The organism is Prochlorococcus sp. MIT 0801 (assembly GCF_000757865.1).
In the GTDB taxonomy this organism is placed as follows: Bacteria; Cyanobacteriota; Cyanobacteriia; order PCC-6307; family Cyanobiaceae; genus Prochlorococcus_B.
This window is the reverse complement of the sequence record NZ_CP007754.1, coordinates 1,348,599-1,374,234: the sequence shown is the minus strand read 5'-3', so window position 1 is coordinate 1,374,234 and position 25,636 is coordinate 1,348,599. Positions and strand designations below refer to the sequence as shown.

Sequence of the window (25,636 nt, the reverse complement as noted above, 5' to 3'; positions counted from 1 at the left end):
TATAGCTAATAAAAAAATTAATTACGTAATCAACTAAATAACCAAACAAAATTTAGAAAATGACTAAATATTATTTTTGCTTTGATTGCGATTAGGTAAATTTACTAGTTTTTTTATAGTTTCTCAAACGAAAGCAAAAAATGAAAATGCTTAGATTCTTGTTAGGGAATAAAGCAAACTCTTATGAAAGATAATCAAAGAAAGAGAAATGATTGGAAATTTCTCTATGATTTTTAAAAATAAAAATTATTTTAATCCACAAATCTTGAATATAACCATCTAAAAAATGTCCCTATGACTGGAATATTTCCAAATGTTCCAGAACAAAAATCAAAATAATCCCTATGTTCTTTAACCTTACCTTCTTCATCAAATATCAATCTTGTTGTCCCATCGTATAAAAATTCGAGACCTTTTATTTTTAACCCCATTGTCCATTCAACAAAAGCAATATTCTTATTGATGGCAATTGAGTGTGATTCTAGATAAATATCATCACATCTTTTGATTAATCCATCTTGGGCTTTGATATATGCATCAATTCCATTTTTTTCTTGGGTTGGATCTATGAATTTAACTTGTTGATTGTATAAGGATTCCCATTCTTCCCTAGATGGTGCTTTCTCTCCATAAGATAAATTGAAGAATTTTTTTAATTCTTTCTCTTTGATGAGCATTGGATATAATGTCAATGCTTGCAATTTAGATTATTTAAATAGACATCGCGTTAAAGGAGTGTGATGAAGATAACTCAGAAATAGCTTAGATTTAGAATCTATTCAATTAGCTCATATGAACAAGAAGAACATTCTTATTTCTATTGGTGTCCTTGGTATAGGAATAATCCTCTATAAATTGCTTTTAGGACTTGTCCTCCCAATAGCTTTGTTTGTCTCTCTTGGATATGTTTTGAAATTTTTACTTAAGGACTCCGAGTCTGATTCGGTTAAGGAGGTTTCTCAGATTTTTACAAGCAGCGAGTCTTCTTCGTTTTCGTCAATTGACAACATAGTTGAAATTAAACCGATAGAGGAAGATAAGCCTGTTGAGGAAGATAAGCCTATTGAGGAAGATAAGCCTATTGAGGAAGATAAGCCTGTTGAGGAAGATAAGCCTGTTGAGGAAGATAAGCCTGTTGAGGAAGATAAGCCTGTTGAGGAAGATAAGCCTGTTGAGGAAGATAAGCCTGTTGAGGAAGATAAGCCTGTTGAGGAAGATAAGCCTGAGGAAGATAAGCCTATTGAGGAAGATAAGCCTATTGAGGAAGATAAGCCTATTGAGGAAGATAAGCCTTCGTAAGCCGTTAGTATTGGATAGCTTTAATCATTTCTCATATTTCTTTAATGGATACAAATGCAAAAAAAAGTTTTTGGGATTCAAAGCCTTATTGGTGTCAACCTTGGTCAATTATTAGCTTTGGAGTTTTAGTTCTAATTTTCAGTTTTAAACTTTTAAATAACATTATAATCACTTCTGTTTTAGGTTTTTTTATTCTTGTTTGGTGGATAGTATTTTTAATCCTTGCTCCGAATTCGTATCAAGTAAATAATGATAAATGACAATCGTTATTTATTAATTTGTTTTTTGTAATAGCCTTAATAATAAATTATTTACTTAGATCAAAAAAAGGAAATTTTAAGTTCAGTTTTTATTTCTCCTGGTCTCTATTTATTTTTGAAGGGAAGCCTAAGTAACCTCCAGAAAATCGCTTTCGATTTGTCCAGTAAAATTCAACTAACTCTCTTGTGGAGCTTGTTATGAGCGCTTCTCTTCCAATTTCTAGTCCGCTTGAAAGCTTTAGGCTCTTTGTCGATACCCAGCTTGAAGTGCTTGAAGATTCCATTAGATACTCCAGTTGATTGGTTGATTAAATACGCGAAGATTTCCCTACCTCTGTTAGCTGTTTCATTACTCATGCTTAGTAAATTAAATGATTTTGTAAGAGTGGCTGAAAGAAAATCGAGATTCTTCGATACGATAGGAACGTTTCTTTATAGTACATTAGTACTGAATAATGTCAATTTTCTTTCCTTTATTGCTTAATGTGAACTTGGCTATTTGATTCAATTATAAAAAAAAGATTATTTTAACTTTAAAAAATAGTAACAAAAAATAAATAATAAATATAAATTTTTACTATTTTTTCAGCTAAATTTATAAATATAGAGAAAACTTTTTTTAAATTCTTAGATATTTTAAGTTTTAATCTATTATACTTGATTTATTAATCAAAAATATATTTCTTTATAGATTTTTTAGCTAAACTAAAATTTCTAGCTAAATGTAAACTTATCTATTACTAGAATCTCTTGCTTTGAGAAATCACTAGCAGATATGCAATTTATCCATTCTTTATACTCTTGGGCAATTGCTAATTGATCCCTTGGGCTTACCTCTACTGTTCTTTTTAAAATATGAGATAAACCTTTAACTAATAAATCTTCTATGCTATTTGGATCTTCTTGCATTTACTTTTTGCATGTATCCCAGCTTACCTTTAACAAATTTGTTTGTAAATAGAAAAAGGGTTTGCAATCAATTATTTAGTATAGATATTTATATATTAAAAATATATTATGCTGCATTAGTATTATTTTCCTTATCTATTGATGGTATAAATCCGAATTCTTCTATTTCTTCAACTAATGTAAGTTTGGTATCATCTTTACTTGATTTGATACTAACAATATTGGAATTTATTTCCTTATCGCTTTTATTTAACTCCTTAGGTTCTTTTATTGTATCCAAATTTTTAGTTAGAGATCTTTTGAGATTATTAATCATAGTAATATTTATTAAATATATTGACAATGTAATGCTAATTAGAACTAGAAAAATTTTATGTACAAAAAAATATGAGAGAATCAATGTCGGAGATAAATACTCTAGCACCTGATTTATTTTAGTTTTTTTCATAATTAGGCGACATCCTGTTGAGTTCTCTTGTTTTGTCTTTCTATTAAGGTCAGATCAAAGGAAGATTGTATTTGATTGTTGTAATCTAAATCATCAATGAATCTTGATATAGATGCTTTATTTTGCATCCATTTATGCCTTATTGTTTTAGGTAAATCAGGCAGGCTGACTTCTTGCTTGCTTAGTGACTTTATATATCTTTTTCTTTGTCCACTATCTATTGTAGATGTATAGCTTTCATCGTATTGAGAGAGATGCTTTTGGCTGTCTCTTGACTCTGTAATCGCCATTAGCTCCGAAAGGCTTCTGATAAATGGAATCATGCTGCATACCTCTCCTTATTTCTTTTGTTTAGATTATTTTTTAAACTTTCATTTTTTTTATAGGCGTTTATATAGTGTACATCGTAAGATCCTAATCCTTCTTCATGGGGGTTGTATAAATGGATGAATCCATTTCTTGATTTTAAATTCTTATTCATAATCTTAAGCTACCCCCCTTTGAACTTTCTTTTCGCTCAAAGTCTCTATGTTGCAAAGAACTTTAGGCTTGTATTTTTCTTGAAGTACCTTCGTTATTCCTTCCTCTAAGTTGTTGATTTCTTGATTTTTTGATTTTATTTGTTTATAGATTCTAGTACTGAATTTGATGCTTTTCATTTTTAATAATAGTAGTAGGAAATGCTTTTGGTGGCAATCACTAGACAAGTGACTCAATTTTCTCTCTATTTGATAGTAATTTACTTAATTTCTTGTTTTCATCTTGAAGGTTGTTGATGACTTTTTTGTAAGTCTCGATCTTTTCTTTTAGTGATTTGATCTTTTCGCTTTCACTTTTCTGGGATGATTTACTAGCTTTTTTCTTGCTTCCTTTTACTAAGCTTCTTACGGCCGCTTCTGTCATTCTTTCGCCGTTCCCTACGGCTTCGAATACCTTTTGTCGCTCCTTATCGGTCACTCCTTTGCTTCCCATTAACGCTAGCGATCTAGGTGTTAGCGATGCAAGCATGTTGTCGTCTATATCGGAACCACCTAGCCAGTTCGTGTATGCACTTACAAGGTCAATTGCAAACCTTTCTGAGCAGTTAATCGCTCCGGATTTCAAGAAGGCTCTCCAATTGCCAGGCTTGATGTTGCTCTTTATGTCGGAGAGGTTGGCCGCCACGGCTCTTAGCGATTGCCCAACGCAGCTCAGCTCTTCGTTGATTTCGACGACAGATTCTTTGACGTACTCCACCTGTGCAGGTACAAGTCCCTTTGTGACTTCGCTGTTGAGCGGAATATTTGCTAAGTCAACCACCTCCGTAGGCGATAGTTCCATAGGTTTAGCTAAATACGGATTTAATATACGTCTTGTGACGAATCGGAACAATGGATACTGGTGTACTATCTTTTTCGCTCTTGACTCTATAATGTCTTGTTATGCTCGAAGGCGTTTGACTTAGTATAAATTATAGCGAACGCAAGGTATAAAAATATTTTTTTGTAGAAAATAGGGTTTTATGTCTCTCAACTAATAGTTATCATGGTCTACCCCCTTAATATATATTAATACTTCAAATATTATCTATTGTTTTAATCATAATTTCGATAAATACTCTAATTGCTCCTTCTTCTGTGTCTCTAGTTTAGTAAGTGTATTTTTCCTTTCCTTGCCTAATGAGTGTATATACTTATTTTTTTTGGGTTTTTCCTCGTCTAAATACTCAGCTTTAAATGCTAGATAGTTGATTTAGAATCTAACTGATTTTCTCGGTTGAGCTAATTTAAGACGAGGGGTACTGGAGTTACTTCTTTGTTGTAAGCCCTGCCAAGTTAAGCTGATTACCTCTAACTCCAGTTATATCAACACTAATGTACTTTCAGCGCAGAAGCTTATAACGCAGTCATAGCAACTATTCTTGGCTCATGTTCTTTTCTTGTTCGTTAGAGTCTAAGAGGTTCCCTAGCGCTGTGAGGTCGCAACCTCATTCGTTCCATTGATAGAAGAACTCTGTTGAAAAACAAAGTTTCTCGATGTTCATTTATGTATCTTCTGGCCAATGGAATTAATTTTATTAAGGAGTATTTGTTTCATTTTCTAGATTTTATATTTTAGCTAGTTACCCTCTAGTATGTTGATTTCTTTGCAAATCATGGGAAGCTTTAAAGTAAGAATAATTTTACAAATAATACTTTTATCTTTGTTTTCATTATTTAATTTTCAAGAAATTAAGTCTGAAGAAACAAAGAAATTTAAAGTTAATTGTTCCTCTATAGTCCATAGAGATAAAGAATATTGTAAAGGCGAAAATGAATATAAAAGTAGAGAAAAAATAGATGAAAAAACAGGCTTAAAAGTAATTGAATTAGAGAAAGATATCGATTGGAAGGCCAAGAAAGTTAAACTTCCTTGGTCTAGGATAGTTAAGAATATTTCTCAGCTTGATGGCTCTTATGAATATGCAATATATGATAGAGATAAGAAATCAGATTTCAGTACAGGATATACCAAAGCTTTTTTTACTAAATGGACTACAGATTACCTTAAAGGTTATTTCTATACTTCAGGTGGTTGTGGGTTTTGGGTATGTTCATATGAGCCCTTAAGTGTTTATGACTTCCCAAACTTTATAGAGCTATATTTAGGGTCAAAGAGTTATAGAATTTATGGTAATAATGGAGAATTTGTTTTACCTCAGGGATTTATTAATAAGGTTAAAAATGCAGGAGATTCAACTACTTTAAGTCTAAGAATGAAAACTAATGCTGGCTATGAAACTGTTCCTATTGGCGAAGAGACACTACAATCTTTGAAAAGCCTATTCGGAAAAGTTATACAGACTTGGGATAAATTAAATATAAATATAAATATAAATCCTCAATTAGTATCTAAAGTTAATTTAGATGTCGAAATAATAGCTAAAAATACTTTACCTTCTGTTGTTAAACTTAGAAGTGATGAGGGCTCTGGAAGTGGTTTCTTTATTGATAACCAAGGACTTATTCTGACGAATAGACATGTGGTCTCTAGCGGCGATAAACAGTTTCAGGTGATTGCTAATGATGGTACAAAGGTACAAGGAAAAGTCGTATATGTAGATAAGAAATTAGATTTTGCATTAGTCAAAACTCAAAATTCAAGTAATACAAAACCTCTACCAATTTGTTATGCCAAATATCCAAACCATGGTCAGAGTGTTGTTGCACTAGGTTCACCTCTAGGTCTTGCTGGAACAGTTACAAGAGGGATAGTGAGTGCAATTCGTTATCCAAGCGGAGAGTTGCTTGAAGACATCGCTCCTAATTATGTGACCCTAATCCAAACTGATGCTTCCATCAGTCCAGGAAATAGTGGAGGTCCACTTGTGAATTTAAAAGGTGAAGTAATTGGAGTGAATACCTTTAATATTCCTGGAGGTGGAAATGCTCAGAACTTAAACTTTGCAGTTTCTATTGTCGATATTCTCAATGAGTTAGATGTAGATAAACCAGGAGAAATTAATTTTCCTAATGACTGTGGAAATAATCAAGGTTTTCTTTGATTCTAGTTTGCAAGTGTCGTGATCTGTTTGATTGTTCATTGATATTTGCGTGTCATTCATTACACAAATAGATAGGATTAGTTGAGTGAAAGAAATAGGAGAACAAATCCAAATTGATGATTATGTTCTCTCCTCGTTCTTCTGACACATCACTCATCTGTTCTCCTGAGTTCGTTTTGAATCCCTGTTCTCCTATTGTTCTCCTAAATCTGAGCTATGAAAACATTGGGAGGACTGAATAGTGTACTTTCAGGACATAATTTCTACCCTCAATAATTTCTGGAGTGAGAAAGGTTGTTTGCTGCTTCAGCCATATGATTTAGAGAAGGGCGCAGGGACGATGAGCCCTCATTCTTTTTTAAGAGCGATAGGTCCTGAACCTTGGGCTGTAGCTTACCCAGAACCTTGTCGGCGACCGACTGATGGTAGGTATGGAGACAATCCAAATAGAGCACAGCATTATTTTCAATATCAAGTTCTTATCAAGCCTTCTTTAGACGGTATACAAGAAATTTATTTATCTTCTCTCAAAAGCTTGGGGATTTCACCTGAAAACCATGATATCAGATTCGTTGAAGATAATTGGGAATCTCCAACCTTAGGCGCATGGGGAGTGGGTTGGGAAGTTTGGCTTGATGGGATGGAAGTTACCCAATTTACTTATTTTCAACAATGTGGAGGTCTTGATTGCAAGCCTGTTTCAATTGAGATCACTTATGGTTTGGAGAGATTGGCAATGTATCTACAAAATGTTGAAAGTATTTGGGACCTTTCCTGGAATAAAAAGACTAAATATGGTGATATCTGGCTTCCTTTTGAGAAAGGTCAATGTAAGTATAATTTTGAAGAATCTAACTCGGAAAATTTAAGGAAACTTTTTGAAATTTATGAGGAAGAGGCTCATCAATTAATCGCTAAAAAATTACCTGCACCTTGTCTTGATTACGTTTTAAAATGCAGTCATACATTTAACTTATTAGAAGCAAGAGGGGTTATTTCTGTTACTGAGAGAACTAAAATTATTGCAAGAATTCGATCTTTAGCTCGTAAGGTTGCTGAAGCTTGGCTAGAGGAAAGAGAGCACCTTGGCTTCCCTCTTTGTGCCGAAAATTAATTAACTCTAAGTAATAATTTTAGATTAATTCGCTAACAAATAGTTCGAATAATATAAAGCGAAGTATCAAAAGATACTTAAGAATGATTAGCCCCTTTAATGTCTTATTGAATACATTATTATTGGCTGGAAATATTTGTGTGAGGACACAATGAAGCTTTTTCAGCGTTTGCTGGTGGCTCCTGCTGCTTTAGGACTTATGGCTCCATTAGCGGCTAATGCCGATGTTAGTGGTATCTCAAAAGACTCAGCCCCTAATATTGAAGTCATCCAATTACAAGTTGATGAACTTAAATCTCGATTAAGCCAACTTGAGGACGCTTTGGATAAGGCGACTCCAGAAGGCAGTGTTAAGCAAGAAGTTATTCAAGCTCGTGTCGATGGCGTTGAAGCTCAACTCGGCGAAGTAATGGCTGGTCAATTCTCTTCATCTACAAAGATGAGCGGAAAGGCTGCTTTCATCACCGGTTACGTTGATGATGACAATGAGACTGATACAGACAGTATCACAATGGAATACATGTATCAGTTAAATCTGAATACAAGTTTCACTGGTGAAGATAACCTTTATACCCGTATCAAAACTGGTAACGTAAGTGACCATTTTGGTGATTCAAGACAAGGTACTTATTTATCAGCTGCTAATAAAAATGGCGGCACATTAAAGGTAGATAAGCTTTGGTACCAATTCCCTGTTGGAGATTCTCTTCAAGTTTGGGTTGGACCAAGAATTGAAAACTACTACATGCTAGCTAGTGCTGCTTCAATCTATAAGCCAATTACTAAGCAATTTGCTAATGGTCCTAATGGCTCTTCTTATGGTTCAAGCACAAGCCCAGGATTTGGTGTTGCATGGACACAGGAAGTTGATGATCCTTCTGCAGCTAGATGGGCTGTAAGTGCTAACTACACCGCAAAAGATGGAGCTACTTCATCAGGTGATAAAGGTATGTTTGGCGAAAACACCAGAAGTTTCTGGTTGACCAAAATTGAGTATGGCTCACCTCAGTGGCAAGTTTCTCTTGCAACTTCATTTAAAGAAGGAGCTGATACTTATGATGGTTACTATCACACAGCAGCAGCAGACGTTAATGCTGACGTGACAGCATATGGTCTAAGAGCTTACTGGAAGCCAGATACAACAGGAGCTATTCCTGAAGTTCAAATTGGTTATGAGTCAGCTACTATTGATAACGCTGCTGTTGGACAAGCTGAAGATACAGATGGTTGGATGGTAGGTTTTAATTGGAAAGATCTCTTTGTTGATGGCAACAGAGCCGGTGTTGCAATTGGTTCAAGACAGGCTGCATCTAGTATTAAAGGTGGTACATCTGATCCATCTGAGGACAATACAGTTTGGGAAGCTTATTACGAGTTCAGAGTTAACGACGGCGTAAGCGTAACTCCTGCTATTTTCGGCTCAACAGATGTTGAAGCAGAAGGCAAGGACATAAATGGTGCAGTACTTCTTACAGAATTTAGATTCTAAATTCTCAAGAATTACACCATTAAAAAACGCCCCTTTAGGGGCGTTTTTTTTTGTTCAATTTGAAAAAAAATCTTACCAGCAGTTTTCGCCTTCCCCAATAGGAATGCAAACGTCAGCTTTTTTAGCTTTATCAGCAGCTTTTTGAGCAGCCTCGTCAAGTTTTCCATCCTCGTCTGCTTCTTGATCTGTAGTCCATTCTTTTAAACCGCCCATATCACCATGATTATCTCCAGCGATTGAATGATCAGGAATAATTGCGTTGGTTGATAAAGCAGCAGCTGCAGCTAGGAATATTCCTACAGGAGATTTTTTAGGCATATGTAATTAAATTTTTTTGTATTTTGATACCTAAAGTCTATTAATGAAAGTTCTTTTTTTGCTTTTTCATGTATAAAGTGATTAGTTTAATCTCCTAGTCTCCTGAGGATATTGCTGTATGACTGGAAAATTAAATCTAATTCGTCCGATCTTCCATGTTTAGCTAGTAAACCTTTGGCTCCTGCATCTAGTCCGAATAAGAAGTTTCTATCTTCATTATTTTGTACATAGCTTTGAATCCAACCTACGCAAACAAAACGTTCTCCATCTTTAACTTCAGCAACAGAATGTAGTTGAGTGCTGGGATAAATTATCATTTCTCCAGCGGATAATTTGACCTTTTCAGTTTTATTGATCGTCTGTATACATAATTCACCACCTTGATAATCCTCTGGGTTGTTTAAAAATAATGTAAAAGATAGATCACTTCTTCCCGAGGGCATGTAAGGGTTGTCAATATGTGACCCATAGCGATGTCCAGCTAGGGATTGAGTAAACATGACTCCATGAATAAGACTAGGTAATGTAAAACTTTTTAGAAGAGGATTCGAAATTATTTTATTAACAATTATATCTCTAAGATTTATTGATAATTTTGAATTTTTATCTAATTGAAAATTAGATTTTATTTCTGCAGCATGACTTCCTGCAGTCTTTTTACCATCTTGCCAGGATGATTTCTCTGCTTTTAGCTTATTGACTATTTGAAGAGCTTCTGATTTATCTATTAGAGAATGAGTTAAATATTCCATCTTTGATATTTAGATTTAATTTCTATCATAAACTATAAATAAGATATCAATTTATACTTCAATACGTATCAAAGTTGCGAATCTATTTTTAGCAGTATCTTCTTGCCTAGTCTATGCAAAGTTATTAATCCCTTCCCTAGATAGGTTAATGAATTTAATTAAGCGTCTTTTTACTTCAGTAATAGCAGGTACTCTTTTAGTCTCTTCAAGTTTTAATCATGTAAAAGCCTCTGAGAGAGAAGTAAGAATTTATTCTGGCAGACATTACAACACCGATAAGCAGATATATAAGCAATTTGCAGAGGAGACTGGGATAAAAATCCGATTAATCGAGGCTACAGGAATTTCTCTAGTTGAAAGATTGAAAAGGGAAGGATCAAATTCTAAAGCCGATGTGATTCTTCTTGTTGATGCGGCTCGAATTAGCAATGCTGCTAAAAGTGGTCTTCTTCAGTCTTATAGGTCTTCTAACTTAGATAAAAATGTTCCAGTGGAATATCGAGATCCTCAAGCAAGATGGTATGCCTTAACAAGAAGGGTGAGAGTAATGGTTGCTAATCCGAAGAAAGTTGATATAAATTCAATCAAAGATTATTCAGATCTTGCTAATCCTTCTTTAGAAGGTCTTGTCTGTGTGAGAAAAAGGAGCAGTCCATACAATCAATCTTTAGTCGCTAATCAAATTGTCAATAAAGGAGAAGCCCAAACTAAAGAGTGGTTAAAAGGGATGATTTCAAATATCTCTCAGCCTTTTTTTCCTGGTGATATTGGTGTTATAAGAGCTGTTGCTCAGGGTAAATGTGGCGTAGGTATTGTTAATCACTACTATGTTTCAAGAATGCTTGCAGGTGTAAATGGTCGAAAAGATCAAAGGTTGGCTAAAAAAGTAAAGGTTCTTACTCCTAGTCCTGCTCATGTAAATGTCAGTGCAGGTGGAATTGCTAAATATGCTGAAAATAAAGAAGAAGCAATTCAACTCCTGGAGTATCTTGCTTCTCCTGCTGGGAGTAGTGGGTTAGCTGGCCCAACATTTGAACACCCTTTAGTTGGTTTTAATAAAACCAATGAGGTTGCTCAATTTGGAGGATTTACTCCTGACAGTGTGACCATTGATCAATTAGGAGCAAATAATAAAAAAGCAATACAGCTTATGAGAAATGAAGGTTGGGATTAAATATCTATGAATTAGATTTTTAATTCTGCTTATTCTTCAATGGAACTAGAAGATTGCCTTAAACTGACTTCTAGGGAGAGGTGGCTGAGTGGTCGAAAGCGAACGACTCGAAATCGTTTGATAGCTAAAACTATCCGTGGGTTCGAATCCCACCCTCTCCGTGTTCTCAGAAAGTGAATTTTTCCTACATATTTTCTTGAAGACTTTTAAACTGACTGTATTGAATGTGCTTAAAATAAAGAAGAGGTGTAAATCATTTGAAAAAATTACAAGAGCCTTCATCTTTTTATTATGAAGCAATTAATTTGATTGATTTAGATGATTATGATGGGGCTATTAACTCTATAAAAAAGAATATTGATAGTCTTGAAAATCCAGATGATATTGCTTTAGCATATTTAAATTGTGGTTTCTTGAATGATAAGTTAGGAGAAAATGTATCTGCTATTGATGACTTCTCAAAGTCAATTTTTTTTGAATCTAAAATAGATATTATTAAAGAAAGGTCTAAAGATATTTCATTTAGTGGTAGAAGTAACTCTAGATATAAAACTGGAGATTATCAAGGAGCAATAGATGATAAAAGAAAAGCTAAAAAAATTAGATTATTGGAAATTGATAAATCCAATGAATTAGGTAACACTAAAATAGATTATAAAAATATTTTGTTAGGTACATTTAAAAAAACGGATCTAGAACCTAAATATAATGCTCTGATTAAAGGTTCAGATATACGAAAAAGTAAATATGATTTAATATCAGATTATAAAAAAGTAATTAGTCAGAAAAGAAAAGAGGAGGTGATAGAAAAATTAGAGCTTATTAGCGAGTCAAAGTATAAAATAGGAGATTATAAAGGTTCTATTAAAGCTATTAGAAGAGCAGAGAAATATTATTGATTATCAAAAAGTTGGATTTATTTTTTTTACCAATAAGGATCACTAAAAAATCAACATTCAATTCTTTTTTGTTTGTCTGAATGATTCACTCTTTTATTTTATTGCAACTCAAATCTTATAGAGAAAAATAAGAGTGATAATATCTATTTTATTAGATACATCTTCATTTTGAATTCTGAACATTTATCTAGTAGTTTATGTAAGCAATTAATAGATTGATGAGCGGTAAATTTAATCCCAAGATAATATAGAAATTCTTTATAGCGAATAAATTAAATCAATAAAAAAAAATGATTTTTTAAAAATAGTTGAATCTTTATAATAAAAATTATAAAGATTCAACTATTTTTAATTCATAAAGATATAATCATCTCTCATAGTATAAGACAATCTTTTTAAGCTTTAAATCATATGCGATCTTCTCCTTGCCGAAATTTAGTAACTGGAGGAGCAGGTTTCTTAGGATCTCATTTGGTTGATCGTTTAATGAAATCAGGAGAGGAAGTTATATGCTTGGATAATTTTTTTACTGGTAGAAGAACAAATATTGCTCATTGGATTGGTCATCACTCCTTTGAATTGATTCGTCATGATGTTACTGAGCCAATAATGCTTGAGGTTGATAAGATATGGCACTTAGCCTGCCCTGCATCGCCGATTCATTATCAATTTAACCCTGTTAAAACATCTAAAACTTGTTTTCTTGGAACTTATAACATGCTTGGATTAGCAAGAAGAGTAGGGGCGAAAATATTGCTTGCAAGTACTAGTGAAGTTTATGGAGATCCTGATATACATCCTCAACCGGAATACTATAGAGGTAATGTTAACCCCATAGGGATTCGTAGTTGTTATGATGAAGGAAAACGTTTAGCTGAATCATTATGCTATGACTACATGAGAATGAATAATACAGAGATAAGAATAGCTAGAATATTTAATACTTATGGACCAAGAATGTTATTAGATGATGGTAGATTAATTAGTAATTTTCTTGTTCAATCAATTCTTGGAGAGGACTTAACAATATATGGAGATGGAACACAAACCAGAAGTTTTTGCTTTGTTGATGATTTGATAGAGGCTTTGATTCTATTTATGAACTCATCCAATTCTGGACCTTTGAACTTAGGTAATCCTGAAGAATTATCTATTATTGAAATAGCAAAAATGATTAAAGACAAATCGAAAAAAAATATTAGGTTAAAGTTTTTAGATCAACTGGAAGATGATCCAAAAAGAAGAAAACCTTTAATAGACCTTGCTAAGACTGAGTTGAATTGGGAACCAAAAATCCCTTTTAAAAAAGGATTAGAAATTACAAGAGATTATTTTAACGAAATTCTCAATTAAATTTTTATTTTATGTAGTAATATGTTCTTAGCTTTGCGTTTATTATTTTATTTATATGATGATTTTAGAGATTTAAACTTTTGAAGACTTCTATTGGTCTATATTTAGAATATCAAGCTATTGCAAGTATCGAGATTGGTACAACGAAACAAAAAAATCATATTAAAAGCGAATCTTAGTTGTAAGGATTTATTTTTTGTCCCTTTTTCTCTTGATAAAATAGCTGAAAATTCTGTTTTTTATACAAATAGTTCTATTAAATTTAATAAAGAAGAAATCATAACGCAGGCAAATAGCTCAATGATAAAAGGAAATTACTTAGAAGCTTCTAAATATTATCAATTATTTTTAGATCAAGGTTATTCCGATCCTAGTGTTTTCGCAAATTATGGAATTATTTTTCAGACGTCTGGTCAATTAAATAAGGCAATCGAGCTCTATCTAAAATCAATTAACTTATATCCCCAAAGCCCTCATGCATATTCTCATATAGGAACGATTTATAAAGATCTTGGCAAATTAAAAGAATCTGAAAGTGTATTAAAAAAAGCTATTGAATTAGATCCTTTTTTTACAGATGCATACTTTAATTTGGCAAATACTTTAAGGGCTTCAGGTGATTACCCTGAGGCAATATTCAATTATAAAAAAGCTTTAGAATTAAATCCTGATTTTGCAAAGGCAAAGTCCGTGTTAATTGAATGTAAAGCACAAATATGTGATTGGAGTGATTTAAATAATCAGAATTATTGGCTAAAAGATTTAGGTATAAAGGGTGGTTCAATTGAACCGATGAGTACAATGTATGCTGAAGATAACGCTTCTAAGCAATTACAAAGATCCCAAAATCTTTATAAAAAAAGATTTGCTCGACAAGAAAAACTTATTAAAAATAAAAAACATAAAAAAATTCGTATCGGTTATTTTTCTGCAGACTTTAAAGATCATCCTGTGATGCATTTGATATATAGGATTTTTGAATTACATGATAATTCTAGTTTCGATATATATATATATTCATTTAATGCTGAAGAAAATAAATTCACAAAAAGTTTAAAAAAATTTGTATTTTCATTAAAATATTTATATGGGATAAGTGATTTAGATGTAGTTAAATTAGTTCGAGATGATCAAATTGATATAGCTGTAGATCTCATGGGATATACAAATAATAATAGGATGTCTATTTTTTCTTATCGTATTGCTCCTATTCAAATTAATTATCTTGGTTATCCAGGTACACTAGGATCAAGTTCTATTGACTATATTATAGCTGACAATATTATAATTCCCAAAAAATATGAAAAATTCTATTCAGAAAAGATAATAAGAATGCCACATTGTTACCAATGCAATGATAATAAGAAAGTAATTTCTAAAGATAAATTTAAACGTACAGATTTTCAACTTCCTGAAAAAGGAATAGTATTTACTTGTTTTAATGCAACAAAAAAAATTACATTCAAAGAATTCGATATTTGGATGAGGCTTCTTAAAAAAGTAAAGGGAAGTGTTCTTTGGCTCTACAAATCTAATAAATGGTCTGTTGAAAATTTATATTTAGAGGCAAAAAAAAGGAATGTAGATCCTCAAAGTTTAGTATTCGCTGATAGGTTGCCTTTAGAAAAGCATCTTGCCAGGCATTCACTTGGAGATATTGGCTTAGATACATTTAACTATAACGGACACACAACAACATCCGATGCCCTTTGGTCAGGGCTGCCAGTCTTAACTAAAATTGGCGAGAGCTTTGCTGCAAGAGTATCTGCTAGCTTGCTTACATCTATTGGCTTACCAGAACTTATTACTCATAGTGAAGATGAATATGAACAATTAGCGCTAAATCTTGCAATGAATCCAGATAAAATTAAACTTTTAAAAGATAAACTAAGGAATCAAAGAGAATCATCAAATCTTTTTAATTCTAAATTATATACTAAAGAATTAGAACAGAAATTAAAAGAGTTACTGTCTTGAAACTATTAGGAAAGAATATTTTTGTACTTTCCTTATATATTTTTTTTAATCTTAATCCCAGATTATAAAAAAGTTATTAGTGAAATAAGAAGAGACGAGGTGATAAATGAATAAAGCTTATTAGTGAATTAAAGTATAAAATAGAAGATTATAAAGATTCTATTAGAGCTATTAGAAGAGCATAGAAATAATATTGATTATCAAAAAGTTGGATTTTTTTTTTACCAATAAGGATCACTAAAAAATTCAACATTTAGTTCTTTTTTGTTTGGAACATTAGCAATACATGCACGTACAACTTCTCCGTTGACTTCTATTTCGCAAGCACCGCAGCTTCCTCCTAGGCATCCAGTAGGAATCTCGATATCAGCTTCATAGGCAGCTTTTAACCAATCATCTCCAGGAGAACAATTGCTTGATTTCTTATTAGGCCAGTTAATTTTTACAGTATTCATTGTTTAAATCATTTGATTAAAATATCTATATTTATATTTTTTTCGAAGGCATCAGTTAATAAATCTAATAATTTTTCTCTTTTATCATTATTATTCTCTTCATCAATTCTTAAATGATTTAATCCCTTTTTCTGTCTTATTTTATTGATCCATTGCCTACGCCATTCATCATTTTCAAAAATGCCATGTAAATAAGTTCCTCCAATAAAACTTTTATCTTTTTTTTCAATTACCCACCCTAAAGAACTGTTTTTAAATAGTGAAATAATTTCGGAATCTTTATTATTGATCAACTTACTTTCCCCGTAATGCATTTCAAACCCCTTTATATTCTGAGAACCTGGCCATGAAACTTTTTCTTCTCTTTGAGAGGTGTGCTTGCTTTCTCCAAAAGTTGTTTTGATTGGCAAAAGGTTCATCCCCATATTTGAAGATGCACTTATTTCATTAATACTTTCCTGCTTGTGTGGGTCTTCCAATGTTTTTCCTAGCATTTGTAACCCTCCACATATGCCAAAAATATTTCCCCCTTTTTTGGCATAATTTTTTATTTGATTGCTCAAACCAGTTTTATTTAGACTTTCTAAATCTTTAATTGTTTGTTTGCTTCCAGGAATTATTAATACATCTGGATTACCTAGGTCTTGTCCAGGTTCTATCCATCGCATTTGAATACTTGAATCGCTAAAGAAAGGATCTAAATCAGAAAAATTGCTAATCCTAGGTAATTTTATTATTGCTATTTCTATTTCTGCACTTTGATTTATTTGTTTCCTTTCAAGTAAGTCAAGGGAATCTTCAGGTGGAAAAATCTCTTTTAGCCACGGTAATATTCCTAAAACTGGGATTCCTGTTTCTTTTTCTATCCATGTGACGCCTGATTCGAATAAGGCTTTGTCACCTCTGAATCTATTAATAATTATTCCTTTAATTAATTTTTTTTCATCAGGTTTCATCAATGCAATTGTTCCAATGATCTGAGCAAAAACGCCTCCTCTTTCAATATCTGCTACTAAAATACAATTTGCATTTAGAAATTTTGCTAATTTCAAATTTGTAAGATCTTTATGTTGCAAATTCACTTCTACGGGACTTCCAGCCCCTTCAATAATCAGTCTTCCGTCGGTTTTACTCTTTAATAATATTGCTAGGCCTTTTTTAATAGCCTCCCATCCTGAATCGAACCAGTCTTCGTAATAATTGATCGCTCTGCTAGTGCCGACACTTTTGCCTAGATGAATTACTTCACTTGTACAATCCCCTTTTGGCTTTAGAAGCACAGGATTCATTTCAGCACTTGGCTCTAAGCCTGCAGACCAGGATTGAAGGGCTTGAGAATATGCCATTTCTCTTCCCTTCGTATCAACCCAAGCGTTATTGCTCATGTTTTGGCCCTTAAAAGGTATTGGCTGTTCCCCTTTCCTTTTTAAGCATCGACAAATAGCAGTAGCTATGAGCGTTTTACCTGCGCCACTTGAGGTTCCTAAAACCATGAGTGGAGTCCTTTTGAGATCTATGTTCATCTCGGTGATAATTGATACTTTAGGCATTTAATTAATTTTTTTATAAGCGATAATCTTTTAGTAAATAAATCTGCATGGCTTTCTAGTACTTTTCTTCCTGTTGGTGTAATACGAACTTTTGAAGTAAGCCCTTGGCCATCAACTTCCCTTCTTAATACACCAATTTTAATTAATTTAAGAAATTCATTCTCGATGAATAAAGAACTATTGATAAACATAAATTCCTGTCTCAAATATTTTGATTTATTTTCAAAAACATCTTGAGCACTAAGACTCTCTTTTTGAAGACTTTGAAAAAGAAGTAAGTTAAAGGGACAATTCCTAATCCCTTTTTTTGCTCTTCTAAAGATTTTTTGGTCAATCAGCAACATTTAATTAAAAGGATTTATTTTTTAAATAGAAGATCAATAATGATCGTAAGTATTAAAAAATTTAGTTTTCTATGTTTGTGCTTGCCTCTGCATCCAAAGCACGTCAAAAATTACTTGATCAAATAGCTTTGAGGCACAAAGTTATTGTAAGTGATTTTGATGAGACACAGCTTCAGGAACCAGATCCAATTTTGAAGGTCAAATTATTAGCCAAGGGTAAAGCTGACAGTGCATTAAAAAAGTTGATAGAAGAAAATCATGTCTTAAATACTTATCAAGCTTTATTAGGTTGTGATTCTTTGTTTGAGTTTAAGGGGGAAATTTTCGAAAAGCCAATTAATAAAGAGCAATTGATATCTAGATGGCAAAGAATGTCTGGTCAATCTGGTTTCTTACATACTGGTCACTATTTGATTTCGTTGGATAATTCTAAATCTGATATGGAAAGTATTTCACAAAATAATAGTTGCGAGGGAGTTGTGAGCACAAAAATTGAATTTATGAATTTATCCAATTTTGAGATTAATAAATATGCCTCAACTTCAGAACCATACAATTGTGCAGGAGGCTTTGCCATTGAGGGAAATGGAGGACTTTTTATTAAAAAAATAGATGGATGTTTTAGCAACGTTATTGGTCTTAGCTTACCTTGGTTAAAAAATAATTTAGAAAAATTTGGTTTATCTCGCTTGCTTTTAGATAGATAAATAATTTTAAGGTCAAATATTTTTAACAATAAAAAAAGCCCTCTTATTAGAGGGCTTTTTTTATTTATTAAGAGATCTAATCTAGATCAGGCATTGAAAGAGCAGGCTCTTGTGAACGACTGATACCTTTTTCAAATCCAGCTGCAGCGGCTCTAGCACGACCAGCATGCCAAAGATGACCTACAAAAGTAAACCAACCAAGGAAGAATTGAGCACCTGCTAGCCATTGACGCAAGTTAACAAAGTTAACAGCATTAGGCTCAGTAATGATTCCACCAACTGAGTTGATAGAAGCGTTTGGAGCATGTGTCATGTATTCAGCAGCACGGCGAACCTGCCAAGGCTGAATATCATTTTGAATCTTCTCAAGGCTGAGACCATTTGGTCCTCTAAGAGGCTCAAGCCAAGGTCCTCGGAAATCCCAAAAACGCATAGTCTCTCCACCAAAGATGATTTCACCAGTAGGAGAACGCATTAGGTATTTACCTAAACCAGTCGGACCCATTGTTGAACCTACATTTGCTCCAATTCGTTGGTCGCGAACTAGGAATGTAAAACTTTGGGCCTGAGAAGCTTCAGCGTTTGTTGGACCGTAGAACTCAGATGGATAGGCAGTGTTGTTAAACCAGATGAAACATGAGGCAACAAAACTTGCGACACAGATTCCACCTAACGCATAACTTAGAAGTCCTTCACCGTTCCAGATAAAGGCTCTCCTTGCCCATCCATAAGGCTGAGTGAAGATATGGAAAAGACCACCAATTATTTCAATCACTCCCAGGTAAACATGTCCTCCGACAATATCTTCCATTGAGTTAACACCAACCATCCAACCACCACCACCCCAAGGGGTTGATAGTAAATATCCAAAAATAATTCTTGGATCGAGTGTTGGGTTGATCAACCTAACTTCTCCTCCACCAGGAGCCCAAGTGTCGTATGCACCACCTATGTACATCCAGTTAATGGACCATAGAAGAGCACCAACGCCTAGAACAACCAAATGAAAACCAAGAATGTTGGTCATTTGGTTTTTATCTCTCCAGTCAGTTGAGAAGAATGGGAAATCTTCTTCAAGTTTCTCTGGACCTGCGAGGGAGTGAAAAACACCACCAAAGCCAAGGATTCCAGATGCAACTAGGTGAATAACACCAGCAATGAAGAAAGGCCATACATCTGTGACTTCTCCACCTGGACCAATGCCGTATCCAAACATGGCTACGTGAGGCATACAAATTAAGCCTTGTTCCCACATGGGTTTATCCATGGTGAAGTGACTTACTTCGAAAAGCATCATCGCGCCTGCCCAGAACACAATTAGTCCTGCGTGAGCAATGTGAGCGCCTAAAAGTCTTCCTGAAAGATTGATTAGCCTTGCATTTCCTACATACCAGGCGTAACCAGTCTCTTCAAGACTTTGATTAGGAGCGTTGAGTAAACTATTAAAGGGCGTTTCCACGTGGGAGTACCTCCTCAGGGAATACAAAGTTTTCGTGTGGTTGGTCTACAGAAGACATCCATGCACGCATACCTTCATTAAGAAGGATATTTTTTGTGTAGAAAGTTTCGAATTCAGGATCTTCAGCAGCTCTGATTTCTTGGCTAACAAAGTCGTAAGCACGAAGGTTTAGAGCTAATCCAACGATTCCAATTGATGCAGCCCACATACCTGTTACTGGTACGAAGAGCATCAAGAAGTGAAGGAAACGCTTATTTGAGAAAGCAATTCCGAAAATCTGACTCCAGAAACGGTTTGCTGTAATAAATGAGTAAGTTTCTTCTTCTTGAACTGGATCGAAACCTCTAAATGTTGAACTCTGAGCTTTACCTTCAGAGTACTGACTTGAATCTTCATAAAGAGTGTTCTGAACTGTTGCACCGTGAATAGCACAAAGAAGAGCACCACCAAGAATTCCTGCTACTCCCATCATGTGGAATGGGTTAAGCGTAATGTTGTGGAATCCTTGAATGAAGAGGATGAAACGGAATATTGCTGCAACTCCAAAAGAAGGAGCGAAGAACCAACTGTGCTGTCCTAATGGATAGATAAGGAAGCAAGCAGTAAATACTGCAATAACTGCTGAGAAAGCAAGTGCGTTATATGGACGGATACCAACTAGTCTGGCAATTTCGAATTGACGAAGCATGAAGCCGATAAGACTAAACGCGCCGTGAAGAGCAACGAAATTCCAAAGGCCACCAAGTTGGAACCAACGTGTTAAATCGCCCTGAGCTTCTGGTCCCCAAAGGAATAGAAGACTGTGACCCATGGCATCGCCAGGAGTACTAACAGCGGCTGTGAGGAAATTGCATCCCTCAAGGTAAGAACTGGCTACACCATGGGTGTACCAGGAAGAAACGAAGGTTGTACCTGTAAACCATCCACCAATAGCTAGGAAAGCCGTAGGGAAGAGTAGTAGTCCAGACCAACCAACAAATACGAATCGGTCGCGCTTTAACCAGTCATCGAGGGCGTCAAACCAACCTCGTTCTGTTGCGCTTCCAACAGCGATCGTCATGGGAGGAGCGTTGCTGAGCTTTTGTATACGTCGAGGACTTTAACAACGATGACGGGGTTTGTGGGTAAATCTTTAACTTGATGAAATCCCTTGTATTGAAATGAGATAAAATCAATTTTTTTTATTGCTACTTATTAATAGTCAAAAACTTAGTCTCTATAATGTTTTGAAAGGGATGTTCTTCCCAATTTCATTAGATTATGTCATCTGAATCAAAGCTAAGCCAATCAGAAAAAGAGTTATCTGGTTTGGTTCTGGAACAGAAAATTAAAGGTTCGCGTAAGGTTTCGAACTATCTTGTTGCTTCGATGCTAACTATCGGCGGGGTTGGTTTTTTGTTGGCTTCATTCTCTAGTTATTTTGGAAGAGACTTTTTACCACTAGGAAATCCTTCTACCCTGATTTTTGTTCCTCAAGGATTGGTTATGGGTCTTTATGGTGTAGCGGCTTTCTTATTGGCTATTTATTTTTGGAGACTTATAAGCATCGATTATGGTTCTGGCATAAATAGATTTGATAAAAATAAAGGAGTTTTATCTTTGTCTCGGAGAGGTTTATTAAGGAATATCGAAATAGAAATCCCCATTGATGAGATTAAAGCTGTGAAATTAGAGGTAAGAGAAGGTTTTAATCCACTTAGGAGAGTATCTTTGAGAATTAAAGGTAGGAAGGATTTACCAATATCCAGAGTTGGATCTCCTAAACCATTATTAGATTTAGAGAATGAGGGTGCTGAAATTGCGAGGTTTTTAGAGGTTAATCTTGAAGGAATTTAAAAACAAAATTATAAGACTTTCAAATAATTCAATTTTAACTTATAAGATTTTTCAACCAGTTTATATCTTTCTAGTTGTCAATTTATTTTTAATATCAGGATGTTCAAGTATAAATAAAAGTGAAGATATAAATATATGTTCTAAGACAAAACTCCCATGCATAGATTCAAATGAATATGTTTTATTAATTACTAATAAAGGAAAGATAACGCTAGAACTATATGGAAAATCTGCTCCAATAACCGTTGGAAACTTTATAGATTTTGTAGAAAAAGGTGCCTATAATAAAACAATTTTTAATAGGGTTATTAACCAACCTTACCCTTTTATCGTAAGAGGCGGAGACAATACTTCAATAGGAAATCAAAATAAGTTTATAGATACTAAAACAGGAAGGAAAAGATATATTCCCTTGGAAATAAAACTAAAGACGAAAAATTTACCAATATATGGAAAAGAAATTGATGCGCCTAGTCAAATAAATAATATTGAACTTAAGCATAAAAGATCATATTTATCTATGGCGAGGTCTAAATCAGTAAATTCAGCAAATTTGCAGTTTTATATTTTACTAAAGTCTTTACCTGAACTTGATGGAAGGTATGCTGTCTTTGGAAAAGTGATTAATGGTATGAATGTAGTTGATATAATTCAAGAAGAAGATTTTATAATTGAAGCTAAAAGAGTTGAACCTTGAGGGAAACTATTAATTTTTAGCTTTTTAACATTTCTGTGTTTACACCTGAGGCCCTCTTAAGAGCAACTTTACCTGTTCTCGCGATTTCTAAAATTCCATAAGGCTTCAATAAATTTTCTAGAGCAACAAGTTTGCCTGGATCTCCAACAACTTCAAGTGTCAGAGCACTATCCGAAACATCTACAACTTTTGCTCTAAAGACTTGAACAAGATCTAATATTTTTCCTCTGTTTTGAGATGATGCCGAGACTTTCAAGAGCATTAACTCTCTTTCTACAGCAGGTAAAGTTGTTAAATCGAGAACTTCTAAAACATTTATTAATTTGTTGAGTTGTTTGGTCATTTGTTGAAGCGTCGATTCGTCACCTTGAACGACCATTGTTAATCTAGATATCCCTTTGGCTTCTGCAGGACCAACAGCAAGGCTGTCAATATTAAATCCTCTACGTGCAAAAAGGCCTGCAATCCTGCTTAATGCTCCAGACTCATCCTCAACTAAAACTGAAAGTGTGTGCTTCATATTTTTACTTAGAAGTTTTTAAGCTCTTAAGCCATCTCATAACAATTTGATTGAAATGTTCCGGTAATTCATCGTGGGGACAATGGCCTGATTCATTAATTACCGTTAATTTAATCCAAGGATGGAGCTTTATTAGTTTTTTTGCTAAAAATATAGGTATCAATTTATCCTGTTTGCCCCAAATTAATAAAATTGGTGGACGATTTGGTAGGTTTTGAATTTTGTCAATAATAGACGGACCTTTTGCAGAATTTGGTCTATTGCTCATTCCTATGCACATAGCTCTAAGAGCTTTGGAGGCATTGACTCTCCTGGCAGGGACTGTAACTATCCTTTTTAGTGCAGTGTCATTTGAAATTGTGCGAAAATAGGCGCTTTGAAGAGCAAAAGTAATTAATTTTGTTTTTGATATTAAATTTACTAAGGCTTTAAGTGGAAATAAATGAAATACAATCTTTATCAAAAAACTTTTAACTTTTAAAAGCCAATTTGGAAAATAAAATTTAATTGGATTAACAAAAACTGGCTCTGGTAGTGGTGCTGCAATTATTGTTTTTATTAACTCTGGTCTGTTAGAGAGAATTGTTATTGCTGTTAAAGCTCCCAATGAATTTCCAATCAATATAACCTTTCCGTTCTTTTGAATGTCTACAATTTCATCAAGAAAAGAAGCTAATTGATTTGCCCAAAATTGATTATCTAAATGATTTATTTTTCTTGGAAGATTTTGCTCTGATTTCCCAAAACCAATTAAATCTATTCCGAAGACCCTAAAACCTTCTGATGCAAATATTTCTGCATTATTTCTCCAGTGATCACAGCTAGCTCCAAACCCATGAACTAAAACTATGGGAGGATCAGATTCCTTTCCAGTCTCTCTGAAGTGAACCCTAAGATCTTTGTAGCTCCAATATTTAGACTCACCCCAATCTGGAGATCCCATTAAAGACTCTTTATTAAGAATATTTTGCTGCATTTAGATCAAAAATTACTTTAACTTTGTTTTTTATTATTTATAGTTTCATTTTAAGTTTATTTTAAAAATTTGCTCATGCCTTTCGATTGTGGCCTGAATGTAAGGTCTTTAGGTTTTAATAGTAATGAGTTAAGTTATCTGAATGGCATCAGAAATTTTTGGAATCGCTGCAGTCTTTTGGGTTTTGATACCCGTTGGGCTTTTAGGAGGAGTCCTTCTCTTGAAACTTCAAGGTGATTAATTTCCACAATCCATAGTTTGCCCATTTAAGCTCGATTCTTGTAATGAATTCAACTATGCAAGTTCTGGTGATTGGTGGCACAGGAACTCTTGGTCGCCAAATAGCCAAAAACGCCATAGATGCAGGGCATAAAGTGCGCTGTATGGTTAGAAAACCAAAAGCTGCTTCATTTCTTCAAGAGTGGGGATGCGAATTGACTCGTGGAAATTTAATAAATAAAGAAGATATTGAGTATGCACTTGATGGCGTTGATGCTGTTATTGATGCAGCAACCAGTAGACCTGATGATCCACGCAGCGTCTACGAAACGGATTGGGATGGAAAATTAAATCTATTTAATGCTTGCGAAGAAAAAAATGTAAAAAGAGTAGTCTTCTTATCATTGCTAGCAGCGGAGAAGTATAGAGAAATTCCATTAATGGATATCAAATACTGTACTGAAGAATTGCTGGTAAGTTCCTCCTTGGATTACACCATTCTTCAAGGTGTTGCTTTCATGCAAGGAGCCATAGGTCAATTTGCTATTCCCATATTAAATAATGAACCAGTTTGGATAAGTGGAAATCCTACTGATATTGCTTATATGAATACGCAGGATATTGCTCGATTTGCTGTTGCAGCCTTAGATAGGCCTCAAACCATAAAAGGAAGATTTCCAATAGTTGGACCGAAAGCATGGAGTGCTAAAGGATTAGTTGATTTATGCGAAAAGTTCAGTGAAAAAAAAGCAAGAGTATTAAAAGTTTCCCCAACAATAATTTCTATTGCTCAGTCAGTTGTATCGTTTTTCGAACCAACATTGAATGTTGCAGAGAGGCTCTCTTTCTCTGAATTGAGCGGCAGTGGAGGGAAGTTGGATGCTCCGATGGAAGATACTTATACAGCTTTTGGGTTGAATCAAGCTGATACAACAACAATGGAAGGTTATATAAAAGAGTATTACGGAGTCATATTGAAAAGGCTTAAAGATATAGGAGTTGATCTTGATATTGAAGAAAAAAAGAAATTCCCAATTTAAGCTATTGCAAAAAAATAGTTAATATGTACTATTAGAAAAACAACCTTCTGCGATGTCTATTAGTCAAATTAAGAACCTGAATAGAAGATTAGAAAATCTATCTAAAGAAGCGTCTTCGGAACTAGATAAGTTATGTGGTAATGAATTATGGAAAAGTATTGGTTTTGAAGCTTTTGATGGTTTAGCTGATGCAGGCTTAAGAGCTTCTGCGAATTATTATTATGGACAATTTCAAACTGCTAGAGAGTTGCAAGACATTTTTAGTTAAATATACATTTATTGGTTAATTAAAGACTTTTTAGAATACAATCATTTTAG

Annotated in this window: 32 protein-coding genes and 1 tRNA gene; 16 read left to right on the top strand and 17 right to left on the bottom strand. The window is 33.9% G+C overall.

Features of this window, described 5'->3' with window-relative positions; translation table 11 throughout:
* Positions 1-251: 251 nt before the first annotated feature.
* A complete protein-coding gene (locus EW15_RS07435) occupies positions 252-677 on the bottom strand; it encodes a nuclear transport factor 2 family protein (RefSeq protein WP_038655390.1) in 426 nt (141 codons plus the stop codon).
* Between the two features lie 115 nt (positions 678-792).
* Here EW15_RS07435 and EW15_RS07430 point away from each other — a divergent pair, with 115 nt between their 5' ends.
* Together EW15_RS07430 and EW15_RS11695 are read left to right on the top strand one after the other, a co-directional pair.
* The gene (locus EW15_RS07430) at positions 793-1,299 is read left to right on the top strand and encodes a hypothetical protein (protein ID WP_038653760.1); all 507 of its coding nucleotides are present in this window, start codon (positions 793-795) and stop codon (positions 1,297-1,299) included.
* 44 nt (positions 1,300-1,343) lie between these two features.
* Positions 1,344-1,559, top strand: coding sequence for a DUF6737 family protein (locus EW15_RS11695; protein ID WP_038653757.1), 216 nt, complete (start codon positions 1,344-1,346; stop codon positions 1,557-1,559).
* A gap of 89 nt (positions 1,560-1,648) precedes the next feature.
* Here the strand turns inward: EW15_RS11695 and EW15_RS07420 are convergent, their stop codons facing one another.
* From EW15_RS07420 to EW15_RS07400, 6 genes are all read right to left on the bottom strand, one after another.
* Positions 1,649-1,843, bottom strand: a complete 195-nt coding sequence (locus tag EW15_RS07420) for a hypothetical protein (protein ID WP_038653754.1) — start codon at positions 1,841-1,843, stop codon at positions 1,649-1,651.
* Positions 1,844-2,273: 430 nt separating this feature from the next.
* On the bottom strand, positions 2,274-2,468 hold the full coding sequence (locus EW15_RS07415) for a hypothetical protein (RefSeq protein WP_038653751.1): 195 nt from the start codon (positions 2,466-2,468) through the stop codon (positions 2,274-2,276).
* 106 nt (positions 2,469-2,574) lie between these two features.
* Positions 2,575-2,748: a hypothetical protein gene (locus EW15_RS11500; RefSeq protein ID WP_225866550.1), complete on the bottom strand. Its 174-nt coding sequence runs from the start codon at positions 2,746-2,748 to the stop codon at positions 2,575-2,577.
* Between the two features lie 170 nt (positions 2,749-2,918).
* Positions 2,919-3,206 (bottom strand): hypothetical protein, encoded by a 288-nt coding sequence (locus EW15_RS07405; RefSeq protein WP_225866549.1) that lies wholly within the window; start codon positions 3,204-3,206, stop codon positions 2,919-2,921.
* 195 nt (positions 3,207-3,401) lie between these two features.
* Entirely contained in the window at positions 3,402-3,575 is a 174-nt protein-coding gene (locus tag EW15_RS11345) for a hypothetical protein (RefSeq protein ID WP_197049670.1), read from the bottom strand.
* Positions 3,576-3,615: 40 nt separating this feature from the next.
* The gene (locus EW15_RS07400) at positions 3,616-4,020 is read right to left on the bottom strand and encodes a hypothetical protein (protein ID WP_225866548.1); all 405 of its coding nucleotides are present in this window, start codon (positions 4,018-4,020) and stop codon (positions 3,616-3,618) included.
* A 1,030-nt stretch (positions 4,021-5,050) separates the two neighbouring features.
* Between EW15_RS07400 and EW15_RS07395 the strand changes: the two genes are divergently transcribed.
* The 3 genes from EW15_RS07395 to EW15_RS07385 all read left to right on the top strand — a co-directional run bounded on the left by EW15_RS07395 (position 5,051) and on the right by EW15_RS07385 (position 9,042).
* On the top strand, positions 5,051-6,439 hold the full coding sequence (locus tag EW15_RS07395; protein WP_038655387.1) for a S1C family serine protease: 1,389 nt from the start codon (positions 5,051-5,053) through the stop codon (positions 6,437-6,439).
* Between the two features lie 241 nt (positions 6,440-6,680).
* Positions 6,681-7,553, top strand: coding sequence for a glycine--tRNA ligase subunit alpha (glyQ, locus tag EW15_RS07390; RefSeq protein ID WP_038653740.1), 873 nt, complete (start codon positions 6,681-6,683; stop codon positions 7,551-7,553).
* Between the two features lie 151 nt (positions 7,554-7,704).
* A complete protein-coding gene (locus tag EW15_RS07385; RefSeq protein ID WP_038653737.1) occupies positions 7,705-9,042 on the top strand; it encodes an iron uptake porin in 1,338 nt (445 codons plus the stop codon).
* A gap of 72 nt (positions 9,043-9,114) precedes the next feature.
* On the opposite strand, the gene EW15_RS07380 is transcribed toward EW15_RS07385, so the two are convergent.
* On the bottom strand, positions 9,115-9,360 hold the full coding sequence (locus tag EW15_RS07380; RefSeq protein WP_038653735.1) for a hypothetical protein: 246 nt from the start codon (positions 9,358-9,360) through the stop codon (positions 9,115-9,117).
* A gap of 86 nt (positions 9,361-9,446) precedes the next feature.
* A complete protein-coding gene (locus EW15_RS07375) occupies positions 9,447-10,112 on the bottom strand; it encodes a Fe2+-dependent dioxygenase (protein WP_038653733.1) in 666 nt (221 codons plus the stop codon).
* A 148-nt stretch (positions 10,113-10,260) separates the two neighbouring features.
* On the opposite strand from EW15_RS07375, the gene EW15_RS07370 reads away from it, so the two are divergent.
* The 5 genes from EW15_RS07370 (at position 10,261) to EW15_RS07350 (ending at position 15,515) form a co-directional block, all read left to right on the top strand.
* Positions 10,261-11,286 (top strand): extracellular solute-binding protein, encoded by a 1,026-nt coding sequence (locus EW15_RS07370; RefSeq protein WP_038653731.1) that lies wholly within the window; start codon positions 10,261-10,263, stop codon positions 11,284-11,286.
* Positions 11,287-11,360: 74 nt separating this feature from the next.
* A tRNA-Ser gene (locus EW15_RS07365) sits at positions 11,361-11,447 on the top strand.
* A 96-nt stretch (positions 11,448-11,543) separates the two neighbouring features.
* Positions 11,544-12,185: a hypothetical protein gene (locus EW15_RS07360; RefSeq protein ID WP_038653729.1), complete on the top strand. Its 642-nt coding sequence runs from the start codon at positions 11,544-11,546 to the stop codon at positions 12,183-12,185.
* 411 nt (positions 12,186-12,596) lie between these two features.
* Positions 12,597-13,538 carry a UDP-glucuronic acid decarboxylase family protein gene (locus EW15_RS07355; RefSeq protein WP_038653726.1) on the top strand — a complete coding sequence of 314 codons (942 nt, stop codon included), beginning with the start codon at positions 12,597-12,599 and terminating at the stop codon, positions 13,536-13,538.
* Between the two features lie 135 nt (positions 13,539-13,673).
* Entirely contained in the window at positions 13,674-15,515 is a 1,842-nt protein-coding gene (locus EW15_RS07350; RefSeq protein WP_052041203.1) for a tetratricopeptide repeat protein, read from the top strand.
* A gap of 221 nt (positions 15,516-15,736) precedes the next feature.
* Here EW15_RS07350 and EW15_RS07345 read toward each other — a convergent pair whose 3' ends face one another.
* From EW15_RS07345 to EW15_RS07335, 3 genes are read right to left on the bottom strand one after another with little or no spacing between them, the layout of a single operon-like run.
* Complete coding sequence (locus EW15_RS07345; RefSeq protein WP_038653723.1) at positions 15,737-15,970, bottom strand: 2Fe-2S iron-sulfur cluster binding domain-containing protein; 234 nt, start codon at positions 15,968-15,970, stop codon at positions 15,737-15,739.
* A gap of 8 nt (positions 15,971-15,978) precedes the next feature.
* Positions 15,979-17,493 carry a cobyric acid synthase gene (locus EW15_RS07340; RefSeq protein ID WP_038653720.1) on the bottom strand — a complete coding sequence of 505 codons (1,515 nt, stop codon included), beginning with the start codon at positions 17,491-17,493 and terminating at the stop codon, positions 15,979-15,981.
* Positions 17,490-17,864 carry an Npun_F0494 family protein gene (locus EW15_RS07335; protein WP_038653717.1) on the bottom strand — a complete coding sequence of 125 codons (375 nt, stop codon included), beginning with the start codon at positions 17,862-17,864 and terminating at the stop codon, positions 17,490-17,492. Before EW15_RS07335 ends, EW15_RS07340 begins: the two co-directional genes overlap by 4 nt.
* A 71-nt stretch (positions 17,865-17,935) precedes the next feature.
* Between EW15_RS07335 and EW15_RS07330 the strand changes: the two genes are divergently transcribed.
* Entirely contained in the window at positions 17,936-18,571 is a 636-nt protein-coding gene (locus EW15_RS07330) for a nucleoside triphosphate pyrophosphatase (protein ID WP_038653714.1), read from the top strand.
* 76 nt (positions 18,572-18,647) lie between these two features.
* Here EW15_RS07330 and psbC read toward each other — a convergent pair whose 3' ends face one another.
* From psbC to EW15_RS11690, 3 genes are all read right to left on the bottom strand, one after another.
* A complete protein-coding gene (psbC, locus tag EW15_RS07325; RefSeq protein WP_011824174.1) occupies positions 18,648-20,030 on the bottom strand; it encodes a photosystem II reaction center protein CP43 in 1,383 nt (460 codons plus the stop codon).
* Positions 20,014-21,090: a photosystem II D2 protein (photosystem q(a) protein) gene (psbD, locus tag EW15_RS07320; protein ID WP_011294855.1), complete on the bottom strand. Its 1,077-nt coding sequence runs from the start codon at positions 21,088-21,090 to the stop codon at positions 20,014-20,016. The genes psbC and psbD overlap by 17 nt, the downstream gene beginning before the upstream one ends.
* A gap of 198 nt (positions 21,091-21,288) precedes the next feature.
* Entirely contained in the window at positions 21,289-21,333 is a 45-nt protein-coding gene (locus EW15_RS11690) for a hypothetical protein (protein WP_369793877.1), read from the bottom strand.
* A gap of 5 nt (positions 21,334-21,338) precedes the next feature.
* Between EW15_RS11690 and EW15_RS07315 the strand changes: the two genes are divergently transcribed.
* Positions 21,339-21,866 carry a photosystem I assembly protein Ycf4 gene (locus EW15_RS07315; protein WP_038655381.1) on the top strand — a complete coding sequence of 176 codons (528 nt, stop codon included), beginning with the start codon at positions 21,339-21,341 and terminating at the stop codon, positions 21,864-21,866.
* On the top strand, positions 21,853-22,563 hold the full coding sequence (locus tag EW15_RS07310; RefSeq protein ID WP_038653711.1) for a peptidylprolyl isomerase: 711 nt from the start codon (positions 21,853-21,855) through the stop codon (positions 22,561-22,563). Before EW15_RS07315 ends, EW15_RS07310 begins: the two co-directional genes overlap by 14 nt.
* 16 nt (positions 22,564-22,579) lie before the next feature.
* Here EW15_RS07310 and ilvN read toward each other — a convergent pair whose 3' ends face one another.
* Positions 22,580-23,083, bottom strand: coding sequence for an acetolactate synthase small subunit (ilvN, locus tag EW15_RS07305; protein WP_038653708.1), 504 nt, complete (start codon positions 23,081-23,083; stop codon positions 22,580-22,582).
* A 4-nt stretch (positions 23,084-23,087) separates the two neighbouring features.
* Positions 23,088-24,059, bottom strand: coding sequence for an alpha/beta fold hydrolase (locus EW15_RS07300; RefSeq protein ID WP_038653705.1), 972 nt, complete (start codon positions 24,057-24,059; stop codon positions 23,088-23,090).
* 142 nt (positions 24,060-24,201) lie between these two features.
* Between EW15_RS07300 and petM the strand changes: the two genes are divergently transcribed.
* Genes petM through EW15_RS07285 form a run of 3 tightly spaced genes read left to right on the top strand, consistent with a single transcriptional unit; the run spans position 24,202 to position 25,586 of the window.
* Complete coding sequence (gene petM / locus EW15_RS07295) at positions 24,202-24,300, top strand: cytochrome b6-f complex subunit PetM (RefSeq protein ID WP_011294850.1); 99 nt, start codon at positions 24,202-24,204, stop codon at positions 24,298-24,300.
* 55 nt (positions 24,301-24,355) lie between these two features.
* Entirely contained in the window at positions 24,356-25,318 is a 963-nt protein-coding gene (locus EW15_RS07290) for an NAD(P)H-binding protein (RefSeq protein ID WP_038655378.1), read from the top strand.
* A gap of 52 nt (positions 25,319-25,370) precedes the next feature.
* Entirely contained in the window at positions 25,371-25,586 is a 216-nt protein-coding gene (locus tag EW15_RS07285; protein WP_011294848.1) for a hypothetical protein, read from the top strand.
* The last annotated feature ends 50 nt before the right edge of the window (positions 25,587-25,636 follow it).